Here is a 15,613-nt window from a genome sequence, read left to right as displayed (position 1 = left end):
TTAGCCGGTGTTGCGCATACCGGCGGCGACGCCCGCAATCGTGACCATCAACGCCTGTTCGACGCGAGGATCGGGCGATTTGCCCTGCTCTTCAGTCAGACGGGAACGATACAGCAACTCGGCCTGCAACACGTTTAATGGATCGGTATAAACGTTTCTTAACTGAATGGACTCCGCAATCCACGGTAAGTCGGCCATCAGGTGCGAATCGTTGGCAATCGCCAGCACCACTTTAATGTCTTCTTCCAGCAGGTCTCGTAGCTCTTTGCCCAGCGGCCATAGCGTTTTCGCCACCAGACGCTGATCGTAATAGTCGGCCAGCCACAGGTCGGCTTTCGAGAATACCATTTCCAGCATCCCAAGACGCGTGGAGAAGAACGGCCAGTCGCGGCACATGGCTTCCAGTTCGCTTTGTTTACCGTCTTCCACCACTTTTTGCAGCGCAGTACCCGCGCCCAGCCAGGCTGGCAGCATCAGGCGGTTTTGCGTCCAGGCGAAGATCCACGGAATCGCGCGCAGCGATTCGACGCCGCCAGTTGGACGACGTTTCGCCGGACGTGAGCCGAGCGGCAATTTGCCCAGCTCTTGTTCCGGCGTCGCGGAGCGGAAGTACGGTACAAAGTCTTTATTTTCGCGCACGTAGCCGCGGTAGGTTTCACAGGAGATGACGGAAAGCTCATCCATAATATGACGCCAGCTGTCTTTCGGTTCCGGCGGCGGCAGCAGGTTTGCTTCCAGAATTGCGCTGGTGTAAAGCGAGAGGCTGCTGACGGTGACTTCCGGCAGGCCGTATTTGAAGCGGATCATCTCGCCCTGCTCGGTCACGCGCAGACCGCCTTTCAGACTGCCTGGCGGTTGCGAAAGCAGCGCCGCGTGGGCTGGCGCGCCGCCACGGCCAATAGAGCCGCCGCGGCCGTGGAAGAGGGTGAGCTCGATGCCGGCTTTTTCACAAGTTTTGATCAGGGCGTCCTGCGCCTGATACTGCGCCCATGACGCGGCCATAACGCCGGCGTCTTTCGCCGAGTCGGAGTAGCCGATCATGACCATCTGCTTACCCTGAATCAGCCCGCGATACCAGTCGATATTCAACAACTGGGTCATCACGTCGTCGGCATTGTTCAGGTCGTCGAGGGTTTCGAACAGCGGCGCGACCGGCATGGCAAAGCCGATACCTGCCTCTTTCAGCAGCAGATGCACAGCCAGCACATCAGACGGCGTTTTCGCCATTGAAATTACGTAGGCGGCGATCGACCCTTTTGGCGCTTCGGCAATAACCTTGCAGGTTTCAAGCACTTCGCGGGTATCGTTGCTCGGCTCCCAGTTACGCGGCAGCAGCGGACGTTTGGAGTTCAGCTCGCGGATCAGGAAGGCCTGCTTGTCGGCTTCCGACCAGCTTTCGTAGTCGCCAATACCAAGGTAGCGGGTAATTTCGCCCAGCGCTTCGGTATGGCGGGTGCTCTCCTGACGGATATCAATACGCACCAGCGGTACGCCGAAACACTTCACGCGGCGGAGCGTGTCGAGTAACTCGCCGTTGGCGATAATGCCCATGCCGCAGGCCTGTAACGACTGGTAGCAGGCGTACAGAGGTTCCCAGAGCTGCTCGTTTTGCGTCAGCAGGCCATCCGGTTTGGGCAGTTTCTCGCCTTTCAGACGCGCTTCCAGCCAGGACTGGGTCGCCATCAGACGGGCGCGCAATTTTTTCATCAGGTAGCGATACGGTTCAGACGCGCCTTCTTCGCCCACTAACGCCAGCAGCTCCGGCGTGGCGTCGACCATCGACAGTTCTGATACCAGAACATGAATGTCTTTCAGGAACAGATCGGTGGCTTTCCAGCGGCTTAACAAGAGTACGTGGCGGGTGATATCCGCCGTCACGTTCGGGTTGCCGTCACGGTCGCCGCCCATCCAGGAGGTAAAACGTACCGGCACAAAATCCACCGGCAATTTGTAGCCGAGATTTTCTTCCAGCTGTTCGTTCAGTTCACGCAGATAGTTAGGTACGCCCTGCCACAGGCTGTTCTCAACCACGGCGAAGCCCCATTTGGCTTCATCCACCGGGCTTGGGCGCTGCTTGCGGATCTCATCCGTATGCCAGGATTGGGCAATCAACTGGCGCAGGCGACGCATCACCTGGTGGCGTTCGTAGTCGGCGATATCGGTATTATCAAGCTGTTTCAGACAGTTATTGATTTCACCCATCTTGTGAATAAGCGTACGGCGGGTAATTTCTGTCGGGTGGGCGGTTAGCACCAACTCCAAAGACAGCGACTCTACCGCTTTTTTGATGGTTGCGTCGTTGAGGTCCGGTTGGTTTTTCAGTTTGCGCAGAGTGCGGGCAATCACTTCCGGGTTGCTGGCGGCTTCGCCTTTTGGCGAAATGCTGTGGTATTGCTCGGCTGTATTGGCCAGGTTCAGGAACTGACTAAACGCGCGCGCAACTGGCAGCAGCTCGTCATTAGACAAATTTTGTAGCGTGGTGAGCAGCTCCTGGCGATTAGCTTCATTGCCGGCGCGTGAAGATTTGGATAGCTTACGGATTGTTTCTACGCGATCAAGAATGTGTTCTCCCAGCGCATCCTTGATGGTTTCTCCCAGCACCTTGCCGAGCATACTGACATTACTACGCAACGCGGAATATTGTTCGTTCATATGATCCCAGACACCCCATCTCTGTTGTAATTGTCCTGCATCTTTCACGCTGCGGCGGCGTTGGCTGCGCTCTCCCACCCAGGTCACTTACTTATGTAAGCTCCCTGGGATGTGCTCGTTTGCCGTCTTGCCGCAACGCGAAATCTTTCGGACCAAGCTTTTTCACATCACTTCTCATCTTTATAAAGCCACGTAAAACCCGTGGCGTCAATTACTGCGAAATCGGTTCAGCAAACGAAAAAATGGCGGTAATTTATTAAAGTTAATTCGCATCGTGCCAAATAAGAAATGCTTATGAACATGTGGCGTAGAGATGCCGGATGGCGCTGCGCTTATCCGGCCTACAAGACGGGGTAGGCCCGGTAAACATCGCGTCACCGGGCAATATGCATTAATGCCAGCAAAAATGGTGTACTACCTGGGTAATCAATTCCCGGGTTGGCTTAATAAAACGCGTTTCGAGATATTCATCCGGCTGATGCGCCTGATTGATTGAGCCCGGACCAAGCACCAGCGTTGGACATAATGTCTGCATAAACGGCGCTTCAGTACAGTAGTTCACCACGTCGGTTTTCGTACCCAACAGTTTTTCTACTACTTCAACCAGTTGGTGGTCCGGTGGGCACTCGTAACCTGGAATCGGCGGATGTAATTCCGCCACCGTCAGGCGGCCCGGCCAGCGTTCGCTTACCGGGGCCAGCGCGTCGTTAAGCAGTCCATTAAGGTCGTTTAACGTCATGCCCGGCAGTGGACGAATATCCATATGCAATTCGCAGCAGGCGCAGATACGGTTTGAGGCATCGCCGCCGTGAATATGGCCCAGATTCAGCGTTGGATACGGAACGGTAAACGCCTCGTAGTGATACCGCGCTTTCAGCGAGTCACGCAGTTGCATGATATGGCCAATCGCATCGTGCATCAGTTCAATGGCGTTAACCCCACGCGCCGGGTCGCTGGAATGACCGGACTGCCCCAGGACGCGAACGACATTAGAGATATGCCCTTTGTGCGCGCGTATCGGTTGCAACGACGTCGGTTCGCCAATGATCGCGCAGTCCGGACGTAATGCCGTGGTTTCGGAAAAATAACGCGCCCCCGCCATGCTGGTCTCTTCATCGGCGGTCGCCAGAATGTAGAGCGGCTTTTTCAACTTTGTGACGTCAACGTCACGTAGCGCGTCCAGAATAAAAGCGAAGAAGCCTTTCATATCCGCAGTGCCCAGACCATAGAGCTTATTGTCGTGCTCGGTCAGCGTGAACGGGTCGCGCGTCCAGCGTCCGTCATCAAAGGGAACCGTGTCGGTATGGCCGGTCAGCAGCAAACCGCCCGCGCCATGTCCGGTGCTGGCGAGCATATTAAATTTGTTTCGCGTTCCTGGAACCGGTTGAACCTCTACGTTGAAACCAAGCTCGCTGAACCAGCCTGCAAGCAAAGTGATTAAAGACGCATTACTTTGATCCAGGGATTCTTCGGTTGCGCTTATCGACGGTGTGGCAATCAGAGCGCGGTAAATCTCGATAAATGGCGGTAAAACGTTTTTCATTGTTGACACACCTCAGGTCATGATAGTATCAATATTCATGCATTAATTATGAATAAAAATACATTAACGTTGAGCATAAAGGAACCCGATGTTGAATACGCTGATTGTAGGCGCTAGCGGTTATGCGGGCGCAGAGCTTGTAAGCTACGTAAATCGCCACCCACATATGACCATAACCGCTTTGACCGTCTCAGCGCAAAGCAATGATGCAGGAAAGTTAATTTCTGATTTACATCCGCAGTTAAAAGGGATTGTCGACCTGCCATTGCAACCGATGTCGGATGTACGTGACTTTAGCGCAGATGTTGATGTGGTGTTCCTGGCGACAGCGCATGAAGTGAGCCACGATCTGGCACCGCAATTTTTACAGGCCGGATGCGTCGTATTCGATCTTTCCGGCGCGTTTCGGGTAAACGATCGCGCCTTCTATGAAAAGTACTACGGATTTACTCATCAGTATCCTGAGCTGCTGGAGCAGGCGGTGTACGGTCTGGCGGAGTGGAATGCCGATAAACTGAACACGGCGAATCTGATTGCGGTTCCTGGTTGCTATCCAACCGCAGCGCAGTTGTCGCTAAAACCGCTGATTGACGGCGGGCTTCTGGATCTGACGCAGTGGCCGGTAATTAATGCCACCAGCGGGGTGAGCGGCGCGGGGCGCAAGGCAGCAATTTCGAACAGTTTCTGTGAAGTGAGTCTGCAACCGTATGGCGTGTTTACGCATCGTCATCAGCCGGAAATCGCCGTCCATCTGGGCGCGGAGGTCATCTTCACCCCGCATCTGGGGAATTTTCCGCGCGGGATTCTGGAAACCATTACCTGCCGCCTGAAAGCGGGAGTAACCCATGCGCAGGTCGCCGACGTGTTGCAAAAAGCCTATGGCGACAAACCGCTGGTGCGCCTGTATGACAAAGGCGTTCCGGCGTTAAAGAACGTCGTCGGGCTGCCGTTCTGCGATATTGGTTTTGCCGTCCAGGGCGAACATCTGATTGTGGTGGCAACCGAAGACAACTTGTTGAAAGGCGCAGCGGCGCAGGCGGTGCAGTGCGCTAATATTCGTTTTGGCTTCGCTGAAACGCAGTCTCTTATTTAGGGGTGAAATGATGAATCCATTAATTATCAAGCTGGGTGGCGTATTACTGGATAGCGAAGAGGCTCTGGAACGTCTTTTTACCGCGCTGGTCAACTATCGTGAGTCCCATCAGCGTCCGCTGGTGATTGTTCACGGCGGCGGTTGCGTGGTGGATGAGCTGATGAAAGGGCTGAATTTGCCAGTGAAAAAGAAAGACGGCCTGCGCGTGACGCCTGCCGATCAGATTGGCATCATTACCGGCGCGCTGGCGGGAACCGCTAACAAGACTCTGCTGGCCTGGGCGAAGAAACACCATATCGCCTCTGTTGGTCTGTTTCTGGGTGATGGCGACAGCGTAAAAGTGACCCAACTCGATGAAGCGTTAGGCCACGTCGGGCTGGCGCAGCCGGGGTCGCCGAAGCTGATTAACATGCTGCTGGAAAACGGCTTTCTGCCGGTGGTCAGCTCCATTGGCGTAACAGACGACGGCCAACTGATGAACGTCAACGCCGATCAGGCGGCAACCGCGCTGGCGGCGACGCTGGGGGCCGATCTGATCCTGCTTTCTGACGTGAGCGGTATTCTGGACGGCAAAGGCCAGCGTATCGCCGAAATGACGGCGTCCAAAGCCGAGCAGCTTATCGACCAGGGCATTATTACCGACGGGATGATTGTGAAAGTGAATGCGGCTCTCGATGCTGCGCGGGCGCTGGGTCGCCCAGTGGATATTGCTTCCTGGCGTCATGCGGAACAATTGCCTGCACTGTTTAACGGCACGCCGATTGGCACGCGTATTCTGGCTTAACTATTTGTTCGCCCGATGGCGGCTGCGCCTTATCGGGCCTACGTGAACAGAAATTGTAAGCCGGATAAGCGTAGCGCTATCCGGCAGTGAAATTCGAAGAATTTAAGGAAGTCTATTATGGCACTTTGGGGTGGGCGTTTTACACAGGCGGCAGACCAGCGGTTTAAACAATTCAATGATTCGTTGCGCTTCGATTACCGTCTGGCGGAGCAGGATATTGTCGGTTCTGTGGCCTGGTCCAAAGCATTGGTCACGGTAGGCGTACTGACTGCCGATGAGCAACGACAGTTGGAAGAAGCGCTGAACGTGCTGCTGGAAGAGGTTCGCGCGAATCCGCAGCAAATCCTGCAAAGCGATGCGGAAGATATCCATAGCTGGGTGGAAGGTAAGCTCATCGACAAAGTGGGTCAGTTGGGTAAAAAGCTGCACACCGGGCGCAGCCGTAACGATCAGGTGGCGACGGACCTGAAACTGTGGTGCAAAGAGACGGTGAGGGAACTGCTTACCGCTAACCGCCAGCTACAGAGCGCGCTGGTGGAAAACGCGCAGGCGAACCAGGACGCGGTAATGCCGGGATATACCCATCTGCAACGCGCGCAGCCAGTGACTTTCGCCCACTGGTGTCTCGCGTATGTCGAAATGCTGGCGCGCGATGAAAGCCGCCTGCAGGACACGCTTAAACGTCTGGACGTGAGTCCGCTAGGTTGCGGCGCGTTGGCGGGAACGGCCTATGAAATTGACCGTGAACAATTGGCAGGCTGGCTGGGCTTTGCGTCTGCGACCCGCAACAGCCTGGACAGCGTGTCCGATCGTGACCACGTACTGGAACTGCTTTCTGATGCGGCTATCGGCATGGTGCATCTGTCACGCTTCGCGGAAGATCTGATTTTCTTTAATTCTGGTGAAGCGGGTTTTGTAGAGCTTTCTGACCGCGTGACTTCCGGTTCATCGTTAATGCCGCAGAAGAAAAACCCGGACGCGCTGGAGCTGATTCGCGGTAAGTGCGGTCGCGTACAAGGGGCGCTAACCGGCATGATGATGACCTTAAAAGGTCTGCCGCTGGCGTATAACAAAGATATGCAGGAAGACAAAGAAGGGCTGTTCGATGCGCTCGATACCTGGCTTGACTGCCTGCATATGGCGGCGTTAGTGCTGGACGGTATTCAGGTGAAACGCCCACGTTGTCAGGACGCGGCGCAACAGGGGTATGCCAACGCCACGGAGCTGGCGGATTACCTGGTCGCGAAAGGCGTGCCGTTCCGTGAAGCGCACCATATTGTCGGCGAAGCGGTGGTAGAAGCTATTCTCCAGGGTAAGCCGCTGGAAGCGTTGCCGCTGGCCGATTTACAGAAATTCAGCCGCGTGATTGGCGACGATGTGTATCCGATATTGTCTTTGCAGTCGTGTCTGGATAAACGGGCGGCAAAAGGCGGCGTTTCTCCGCAGCAGGTGGCGCAGGCCATCGACGATGCGAAGGCGCGCCTCGCGTTGTAGGCCTTATAAGCGTCGCGCTATCAGGTAATACTGCCCGGCCGAGCATCAGCGACGCCGGGCTTTTTTACGCAAAAAAAAGCGGACCAGAGGTCCGCAAAAGTTCACGTTGGCTTTAGTTATTTCGGGTTCGAGAGATACCCTCTGAACGGGCGGTGTCTTCAAGGGTTAAACGAGAAACCGCTCCGTTCTGTGATGTATTATTAATCAGAAAGGTTGATAGGGATAATCGTTCATTGCTATGCTACCTATCGCCATGAACTATCGTGGCGACGGAGGATGAATAATGAATATTCGTGATCTTGAATATCTGGTGGCGTTAGCCGAACATCGCCATTTCCGGCGAGCGGCGGACTCCTGTCACGTCAGCCAGCCAACCCTTAGTGGGCAAATACGTAAGCTGGAAGATGAGCTGGGCGTTATGCTGCTGGAGCGTACGAGCCGTAAGGTGCTGTTTACCCAGGCGGGCTTACTGCTGGTGGATCAGGCGCGTACCGTACTGCGTGAGGTCAAGGTGCTCAAGGAGATGGCAAGCCAACAAGGCGAGACGATGTCCGGCCCGCTGCATATTGGTTTAATCCCAACAATTGGTCCCTATTTGCTGCCGCTTATCATTCCAATGTTGCACCAGACTTTCCCGAAGCTGGAAATGTATCTGCATGAGGCGCAAACGCATCAGTTGTTAGCGCAACTCGATAGCGGCAAGCTTGACTGCGCTATTCTGGCGCTGGTGAAAGAGAGCGAGGCGTTTATCGAAGTGCCGCTGTTTGATGAGCCCATGATGCTGGCTATTTATGAGGATCATCCGTGGGCGAATCGCGATCGCGTGCCGATGTCCGACCTGGCGGGCGAGAAATTGCTGATGCTGGAAGATGGCCACTGTCTGCGCGATCAGGCGATGGGGTTCTGTTTTGAAGCGGGAGCGGATGAAGATACCCATTTCCGGGCGACCAGTCTGGAAACGCTGCGCAACATGGTGGCGGCGGGCAGTGGTATTACACTACTCCCCGCGCTGGCCGTACCGCAGGAGCGTAAGCGCGACGGCGTGGTTTATCTGCCATGCATTAAGCCGGAGCCGCGTCGTACCGTGGGGCTGGTTTATCGCCCGGGATCGCCGCTGCGTAGCCGTTATGAGCAACTGGCAGAGGCCATCCGTGGCGCAATGGATGGCCATTTCGACAAGGCGTTAAAACAGGCGGTTTAAGCCGTTCAACGCCGCAACCCGATAAGCTTCCGCCATGGTTGGGTAGTTAAAGGTGGTGTTAACGAAGTATTCGATGGTGTTACCGCCACCTTTCTGCTCCATGATCGCCTGGCCGATATGAATAATTTCGGCGGCGCGTTCGCCAAAGCAGTGAATCCCCAGAATTTCTTTGGTTTCGCGGTGGAAGAGAATTTTTAGCGTGCCGACGTTCATGCCGACGATTTGCGCTCGCGCCAGATGCTTAAATTGCGCGCGGCCCACTTCGTAAGGCACTTTCATTGCCGTTAACTGTTGCTCGGTTTTGCCGACAGAACTGATTTCCGGAATGGTATAAATCCCGGTGGGGATATCTTCGATAAGATGTGCGGTCGCTTCGCCTTTCACCAGCGCCTGCGCTGCAATACGCCCCTGATCGTAGGCGGCGGAGGCCAGACTGGGATAGCCAATCACGTCGCCCACCGCATAGACGTGCGGCAGGGCGGTCTGGTACATACTGTTGACTTTGAGCTGTCCACGGCTATCTGTTTCCAGACCAATATTCTCCAGCGCCAGCGAATCGGTGTTACCGGTACGGCCATTAGCATAGAGCAGGCAGTCAGCCTTCAGTTTTTTGCCGGATTTCAGGTGCATGATGACGCCATCATCGCAGCCTTCGATTTTCTCATACTCTTCATTGTGGCGAATCACCACGCCGCTATTCCAGAAATGGTAAGAGAGAGAGTCGGACATCTCCTGATCGAGAAAGGCCAGCAGGCGATCGCGGGTGTTGATCAGATCCACTTTCACATCCATACCGCGGAAGATGGACGCATATTCGCAGCCGATAACGCCAGCGCCGTAAATAATAACGTGGCGCGGTTCATGGTGGAGACTCAGGATTGAGTCGCTGTCATAAATGCGCGGATGCGAGAAATCCACATCATTGGGATGGTAAGGACGCGAACCACAGGCAATAACAAATTTTTCTGCCGTCAGGGTTTCAACCGTGCCGTCATGGCATTCCAGCGCCAGGGTATGTTCGTCAATAAAATGGGCGTTGCCCTGCAAGATTTCACAGTGGTTACGCTCATAAAACCCCTGACGCATACGCGTTTGTTGATTAATCACGTTATCGGCATGATTAAGGATATCGGCGAATGAAGAACGAAGAAGACGGGAGTGGTCGCTATAGAGCGGGTTTTGATTAAATTCAATAATGCGGCTGACGGCGTGGCGAAGGGCTTTGGATGGAATGGTGCCCCAGTGGGTACATCCGCCGCCAACGTTATGATAACGCTCAATCACCGCGACGCGTGCTCCTTGCTTAACCAGACCCATTGCAGCGCCTTCACCGCCGGGGCCTGACCCTATGACGACTGCATCATAATCCCAGGAATGTGGCATGGTATTACTCACCTGTTTTTATACATAAAATAAACACGATGATAACATTTGCCCAGCTTTAACCCAATTATCGTTGTGCTTTTTTGCGAAGCCGGAGCACAAACTGTCTGTAAACAATCATTCACAATCCAGTGTGAACCCGTTACTTTTATTCTCTGGTATAGTGCCGAATAAGGCATATGGAAGGATTCAGACATTGTGATGGGTGTTAGAGCGCAACAAAAAGAAAAAACCCGGCGTTCGCTGGTGGAAGCCGCATTCAGCCAACTGAGCGCTGAGCGGAGTTTTGCCAGCCTGAGTTTGCGTGAGGTGGCGCGTGAAGCGGGCATTGCGCCAACGTCGTTTTACCGTCATTTTCGCGATGTCGATGAACTCGGTCTGACGATGGTGGATGAAAGCGGTCTGATGCTGCGTCAGTTGATGCGTCAGGCGCGGCAGCGCATCGCGAAAGGCGGCAGCGTCATTCGCACGTCGGTCTCCACATTTATGGAGTTTATCGGCAACAATCCCAACGCCTTCCGTCTGTTGTTGCGCGAACGTTCCGGCACTTCAGCGGCGTTTCGTGCCGCCGTCGCGCGGGAGATTCAGCATTTTATTGCGGAACTTGCCGACTATCTGGAACTCGAAAACCATATGCCGCGCGCGTTTACTGAAGCCCAGGCCGAAGCGATGGTGACTATTGTCTTTAGCGCGGGCGCAGAGGCGTTGGACATCGGCGCTGAACAGCGTCGGCAATTAGAAGAGCGGCTGGTATTGCAACTGCGCATGATTGCGAAAGGGGCGTATTACTGGTATCGCCGTGAGCAAGAGAAAATAGCACATCATTCCGAATAACGTGAAGGACGAGTAATGAAACAGTCAGGTCAAGATAAAGGTACGCTGTTGCTGGCGCTCATCGCTGGCTTATCGATTAACGGCACATTCGCGGCGCTGTTTAGCGCTATTGTGCCGTTCTCCGTATTCCCGGTTATCTCGCTGGTGCTGACGGTATATTGCCTGCATCAGCGCTACCAAAATCGTACTATGCCGGTAGGTTTGCCGGGGTTGGCCGCCGCTTGTTTCATTCTTGGCGTTTTACTGTATAGCACCGTCGTGCGTGCAGAATATCCGGATATTGGCTCTAATTTCTTCCCGGCGGTGCTGTCGGTGATTCTGGTATTCTGGATTGGCTTTAAACTGCGTAACCGCAAGCAGGACACCGCGGAATAGTGTGCGAATGCCGGATGGCGGTATAACCGGCCATCCGACGTACATTTTACCTTGCGGTGAGTAATACCCCGCATTCCATATGATGCGTATACGGGAACTGATCGAATAGCGCCAGGCGAGACACCGTGTGCGTCTGGCTGAACGTTTCCAGGTTTTTGCACAACGTTTCCGGATTGCAGGAAATGTACAGAATACGTGGATAAGCCTGCACCATTTTTTCCGTTTCGCTGTCCAGACCGCTGCGCGGCGGATCGACAAAAATGGTTTCGCACTGATAGCGCTTCAGGTCGATCCCCTGCAGGCGGTTAAACTCACGAACGCCGTTCATCGCCTGGGTAAACTCTTCCGCCGCCATGCGAATAATTTGCACATTATCAATATGATTAGCGGCAATATTGTACTGTGCGGCAGCGACGGACGGTTTGGCGATTTCGGTTGCCAGCACGCGGTTAAAATTGCGCGCCAGCGCTAAAGAAAAATTGCCGTTGCCGCAATACAACTCAAGCAGATCGCCTTTTGAGTCTTTCGTCACCTCCAGCGCCCACTCTAACATCTGAATATTCATGGCGGCGTTTGGCTGCGTAAAGCTGTTTTCGACCTGGCGGTAGATCATCTCTTTACCTGCCACAGGCAGACGCTCATCAATATAATCCTGATCCAATTCGATCTTGGTTTTAGTAGCCCGGCCAATCAGGTGTACGTTCAGACCTTGCGCGCGTAAAGCATCGCGTAACGCAGTGGCGGCTTCACGCCACTCTTCGTCCAGCTTCTTATGGTACAGCAACGACACTACCGCCTGGTTGCTCAAGGTCGTGAGATAATCGATCTGGAACAGCTTATGCCGCAGTGCATGATTATCGCGCACGCCGGCAATCATCGCCTTCATTAAGGTATTAATCAGTTGGCTGGCCGCCGGGAAGGTGTCAACGCGAATCCGGCTTTTGGTCTGCTGATCAAACATAATGTGGTACAGATCATCGCCGTCATGCCACAGGCGAAATTCCGCACGCATACGATAGTGACTGACCGGCGAGCGAAATACTTCCGGAACCAGGCCAGAAAACGGCGCCATCATACTCTGCAAGCGTGCCACTTTTTCGGCCAGCTGCGCCTCATACTGTTCTGTCGGAAGATGTTCGGGGGTCATATCGCATCCTGAATAATAAAAGTACGCGGGGATTGTAGGGATTGCTCAGTGGATGTCCAGCTATTGATGATTTCTGATTTGTGATGCGCAGTCTGGACAGGGTGTTGTGACAGACGGTAGCATCCGTGGGCCGGTCCTGTGAGTTAATAGGGAATCCAGTGAAAATCTGGAGCTGACGCGCAGCGGTAAGGAAAGGTGAGATGAGAGCGTAAGCAGACACTGCCTCCGGCGGGAAGTCATCATTTCTGCTATCCAGCCAACGGATAACCCTCCAAGCCCGAAGACCTGCCGGCTAACGTCGCATCTGGTTTTTCATCATCGCGTACTATCGATGAAGCCTGCGGCATCCTTCTTATATTGTGGATGCTTTACAATGATTAAAAAAGCTACGCTGCTGACGGCGTTCTCCGTCACGGCCTTTTCCGCTTGGGCGCAGGACACTAGCCCGGATACCCTGGTTGTCACCGCCAACCGTTTTCAGCAGCCGCGCAGCGCGGTTCTGGCGCCCGTTACCATCGTGACGCGTCAGGATATTGAACGCTGGCAATCAACCTCCGTAAATGATGTTCTGCGCCGTTTGCCTGGCGTCGATATTGCGCAGAGCGGCGGCGCCGGACAAAACTCCTCCATTTTCATTCGCGGCACCAACTCCAGCCATGTACTGGTATTGATTGACGGCGTGCGTCTGAATTTAGCAGGCGTGAGCGGGTCCGCCGATCTCAGCCAATTCCCGGTGTCGCTGGTACAGCGCATTGAATATATTCGTGGTCCGCGTTCCGCTATTTATGGTTCCGATGCTATCGGCGGTGTAGTGAATATCATTACGACGCGCGATAACCCAGGCACAGAATTAACCGCTGGATGGGGAAGCAATAGCTACCAGAATTACGACCTCTCGACGCAACAGCAACTTGGCGAAAACACGCGGGCGACGTTGATCGGCGATTACGAATACACCAAAGGGTTTGACGTGGTAGCGAAAGGCGGTACCGGGATGCAGGCGCAGCCTGACCGGGACGGCTTTTTGAGTAAAACGCTTTATGGCGCGTTAGAGCATACCTTTTCTGATCGCTGGAGCGGATTCGTGCGTGGTTATGGCTACGATAACCGTACCGATTACGACGCCTATTACTCGCCGGGCTCGCCGCTGATTGATACACGCAAACTTTATAGCCAAAGCTGGGATGCCGGGCTGCGCTTTAATGGCGAACGTATTCAGTCTCAGCTGGTTTCAAGCTATAGCCACAGTAAAGATTACAACTATGATCCGCACTATGGCCGGTATGATACCTCCGCCACGCTGGATGAGATGAAACAGTACAATGTTCAATGGACCAACAGTGTGGTCGTGGGGCACGGTAATGTTGGGGCGGGCGTAGACTGGCAGAAACAGACTACCACGCCAGGTACCGGCTATGTGCCCGAGGGATATGACCAGCGTAATACCGGGGTTTACCTGACAGGATTACAACAATTGGGTGACTTCACTCTGGAAGCGGCGGCGCGCAGTGATGACAACTCCCAGTTTGGTCGTCACGGTACATGGCAAACCAGTGCGGGATGGGAGTTTATAGAAGGTTATCGCTTTATTGCTTCCTACGGAACCTCCTACAAAGCGCCTAATTTAGGCCAACTGTATGGTTATTACGGTAATCCGAACCTGAATCCTGAAAAGAGTAAACAGTGGGAAGGCGCATTTGAAGGGCTAACCGCTGGCGTCAGCTGGCGTATTTCAGGTTATCGTAACGATATTAATGACATGATCGATTATGACGATCATCTGCAAAAATATTACAACGAAGGTAAGGCGCGCATTAAAGGTATTGAGGCGACGGCGAATTTCGATACCGGACCGTTAACGCATACGGTCAGTTACGATTACGTTGATGCGCGTAATGCGATTACCGATACGCCATTACCCCGGCGTTCCAAACAGATGGCAAAATATCAACTTGACTGGGACGTTTACGATTTTGACTGGGGGGTGACATATCAATACCTTGGTTCCCGCTATGATTCGGATTACTCCGCTTACCCATACCGGACGGTAAAAATGGGCGGCGTCAGTTTATGGGATCTTACGGTTGCATATCCGGTCACCTCACATCTGACAGTTCGTGGTAAAATAGCCAACCTGTTCGACAAAGATTACGAGACAGTTTATGGCTACCAAACTGCAGGACGAGAATACACCTTGTCTGGCAGCTACACCTTCTGAACCACGTCCCACCGTGCTGGTATTTGATTCCGGCGTCGGTGGATTGTCGGTCTATGATGAGATTCGGCGGCTCCTGCCGGATCTCCACTATATATATGCTTTTGATAACGTGGCTTTCCCCTACGGGGAAAAGAGTGAAACGTTTATCGTCGAGCGCGTTGTCGAGATTGTGACTGCGGTACAGCAGCGCTATCCCCTTTCACTGGCGGTGATTGCCTGCAATACCGCCAGTACGGTCTCACTTCCCGCATTACGTGAAAAGTTTGCCTTCCCGGTAGTGGGCGTTGTGCCTGCGATTAAACCAGCGGCGCGGCTGACCGCCAATGGCGTCGTCGGGCTACTGGCGACGAGAGCCACGGTCAAACGTCCTTATACTCACGAGCTGATTGCGCGCTTCGCTAATGAATGTCAGATAGCGATGTTGGGGTCGGCAGAACTGGTGGAACTGGCGGAAGCTAAACTACATGGCGACTCGGTATCGCTGGAAGAGCTGCGCCGCATATTACGCCCATGGCTACGAATGCCGGAGCCGCCTGATACGGTCGTTCTGGGGTGTACGCATTTCCCTCTATTACGGGACGAGCTTTTGCAAGTCCTGCCCGAAGGGACGCGGTTAGTGGATTCCGGCGCGGCGATAGCGCGTCGTACAGCCTGGCTGTTGGAACATGAAGCGCCGGATGCGAAATCAACCGATGCCAATATTGCTTATTGCATGGCAATGACGCCAGGAGCTGAACAATTATTACCCGTTTTACAGCGTTATGGCTTTGAAACGCTCGAAAAACTGGCGGTTTAATGGCGTTTTGGGTAAATACCAGGCACTTGAAAAATTATTTTAAATTTCCTCTTGTCAGGCAGAAATAACTCCCTATAATGCGCCACCACTGAC

The 15,613-nt window shown here is 53.9% G+C and carries 12 protein-coding genes and 1 riboswitch; of the genes, 8 read left to right on the top strand and 4 right to left on the bottom strand.

Going from position 1 to position 15,613, the window contains the following annotated elements:
• Both ppc and argE read right to left on the bottom strand, forming a co-directional pair.
• Positions 1-2,652 (bottom strand): phosphoenolpyruvate carboxylase, encoded by a 2,652-nt coding sequence (ppc, locus tag ACLD4F_RS19810; protein ID WP_001005549.1) that lies wholly within the window; start codon positions 2,650-2,652, stop codon positions 1-3.
• A gap of 391 nt (positions 2,653-3,043) precedes the next feature.
• Positions 3,044-4,195, bottom strand: a complete 1,152-nt coding sequence (gene argE / locus ACLD4F_RS19805) for an acetylornithine deacetylase (protein ID WP_411011001.1) — start codon at positions 4,193-4,195, stop codon at positions 3,044-3,046.
• 88 nt (positions 4,196-4,283) lie between these two features.
• Here argE and argC point away from each other — a divergent pair, with 88 nt between their 5' ends.
• The 4 genes from argC (at position 4,284) to oxyR (ending at position 8,767) form a co-directional block, all read left to right on the top strand.
• A complete protein-coding gene (gene argC / locus ACLD4F_RS19800) occupies positions 4,284-5,288 on the top strand; it encodes an N-acetyl-gamma-glutamyl-phosphate reductase (RefSeq protein ID WP_000935336.1) in 1,005 nt (334 codons plus the stop codon).
• 7 nt (positions 5,289-5,295) lie between these two features.
• A complete protein-coding gene (gene argB / locus ACLD4F_RS19795; protein WP_086776771.1) occupies positions 5,296-6,072 on the top strand; it encodes an acetylglutamate kinase in 777 nt (258 codons plus the stop codon).
• Positions 6,073-6,189: 117 nt separating this feature from the next.
• Complete coding sequence (gene argH, locus ACLD4F_RS19790; protein WP_411011000.1) at positions 6,190-7,566, top strand: argininosuccinate lyase; 1,377 nt, start codon at positions 6,190-6,192, stop codon at positions 7,564-7,566.
• Positions 7,567-7,849: 283 nt separating this feature from the next.
• Positions 7,850-8,767: a DNA-binding transcriptional regulator OxyR gene (oxyR, locus tag ACLD4F_RS19785; RefSeq protein ID WP_001025919.1), complete on the top strand. Its 918-nt coding sequence runs from the start codon at positions 7,850-7,852 to the stop codon at positions 8,765-8,767.
• Here the strand turns inward: oxyR and sthA are convergent.
• A complete protein-coding gene (gene sthA / locus ACLD4F_RS19780; RefSeq protein ID WP_001120789.1) occupies positions 8,750-10,150 on the bottom strand; it encodes a Si-specific NAD(P)(+) transhydrogenase in 1,401 nt (466 codons plus the stop codon). The genes oxyR and sthA overlap by 18 nt on opposite strands.
• A 198-nt stretch (positions 10,151-10,348) precedes the next feature.
• On the opposite strand from sthA, the gene fabR reads away from it, so the two are divergent.
• Positions 10,349-10,984 carry an HTH-type transcriptional repressor FabR gene (fabR, locus tag ACLD4F_RS19775; RefSeq protein WP_000971958.1) on the top strand — a complete coding sequence of 212 codons (636 nt, stop codon included), beginning with the start codon at positions 10,349-10,351 and terminating at the stop codon, positions 10,982-10,984.
• Positions 10,985-10,999: 15 nt separating this feature from the next.
• Positions 11,000-11,359, top strand: a complete 360-nt coding sequence (locus ACLD4F_RS19770; RefSeq protein ID WP_000813838.1) for a YijD family membrane protein — start codon at positions 11,000-11,002, stop codon at positions 11,357-11,359.
• 46 nt (positions 11,360-11,405) lie between these two features.
• Here the strand turns inward: ACLD4F_RS19770 and trmA are convergent, their stop codons facing one another.
• Positions 11,406-12,506, bottom strand: a complete 1,101-nt coding sequence (gene trmA, locus ACLD4F_RS19765) for a tRNA (uridine(54)-C5)-methyltransferase TrmA (protein WP_023137072.1) — start codon at positions 12,504-12,506, stop codon at positions 11,406-11,408.
• Between the two features lie 114 nt (positions 12,507-12,620).
• A riboswitch (cobalamin riboswitch) is annotated at positions 12,621-12,814 on the top strand.
• 65 nt (positions 12,815-12,879) lie between these two features.
• Here trmA and btuB point away from each other — a divergent pair.
• Together btuB and murI are read left to right on the top strand one after the other, a co-directional pair.
• Positions 12,880-14,724 (top strand): TonB-dependent vitamin B12 receptor BtuB, encoded by a 1,845-nt coding sequence (gene btuB, locus ACLD4F_RS19760; protein WP_000591411.1) that lies wholly within the window; start codon positions 12,880-12,882, stop codon positions 14,722-14,724.
• Positions 14,669-15,520 (top strand): glutamate racemase, encoded by an 852-nt coding sequence (murI, locus tag ACLD4F_RS19755; RefSeq protein ID WP_000201804.1) that lies wholly within the window; start codon positions 14,669-14,671, stop codon positions 15,518-15,520. Before btuB ends, murI begins: the two co-directional genes overlap by 56 nt.
• Positions 15,521-15,613: the final 93 nt, after the last annotated feature.

It is taken from the genome of Salmonella sp. 741265050_HSA (assembly GCF_046569445.1).
Taxonomy (GTDB): Bacteria; Pseudomonadota; Gammaproteobacteria; order Enterobacterales; family Enterobacteriaceae; genus Salmonella; species Salmonella enterica.
This window is presented reverse-complemented; position numbering and strand designations above follow the sequence as displayed.

Bases quoted from the DNA above. Each gene is read 5' to 3' on its own strand.
- sthA (WP_001120789.1), bottom strand. From the start codon at position 10,150: ATGCCACATTCCTGGGATTATGATGCAGTCGTCATAGGGTCAGGCCCC.
- trmA (WP_023137072.1), bottom strand. From the start codon at position 12,506: ATGACCCCCGAACATCTTCCGACAGAACAGTATGAGGCGCAGCTGGCC.
- ACLD4F_RS19770 (WP_000813838.1), top strand. From the start codon at position 11,000: ATGAAACAGTCAGGTCAAGATAAAGGTACGCTGTTGCTGGCGCTCATC.
- argE (WP_411011001.1), bottom strand. From the start codon at position 4,195: ATGAAAAACGTTTTACCGCCATTTATCGAGATTTACCGCGCTCTGATT.
- oxyR (WP_001025919.1), top strand. From the start codon at position 7,850: ATGAATATTCGTGATCTTGAATATCTGGTGGCGTTAGCCGAACATCGC.
- argC (WP_000935336.1), top strand. From the start codon at position 4,284: ATGTTGAATACGCTGATTGTAGGCGCTAGCGGTTATGCGGGCGCAGAG.
- ppc (WP_001005549.1), bottom strand. From the start codon at position 2,652: ATGAACGAACAATATTCCGCGTTGCGTAGTAATGTCAGTATGCTCGGC.
- btuB (WP_000591411.1), top strand. From the start codon at position 12,880: ATGATTAAAAAAGCTACGCTGCTGACGGCGTTCTCCGTCACGGCCTTT.
- argB (WP_086776771.1), top strand. From the start codon at position 5,296: ATGATGAATCCATTAATTATCAAGCTGGGTGGCGTATTACTGGATAGC.
- argH (WP_411011000.1), top strand. From the start codon at position 6,190: ATGGCACTTTGGGGTGGGCGTTTTACACAGGCGGCAGACCAGCGGTTT.
- murI (WP_000201804.1), top strand. From the start codon at position 14,669: ATGGCTACCAAACTGCAGGACGAGAATACACCTTGTCTGGCAGCTACA.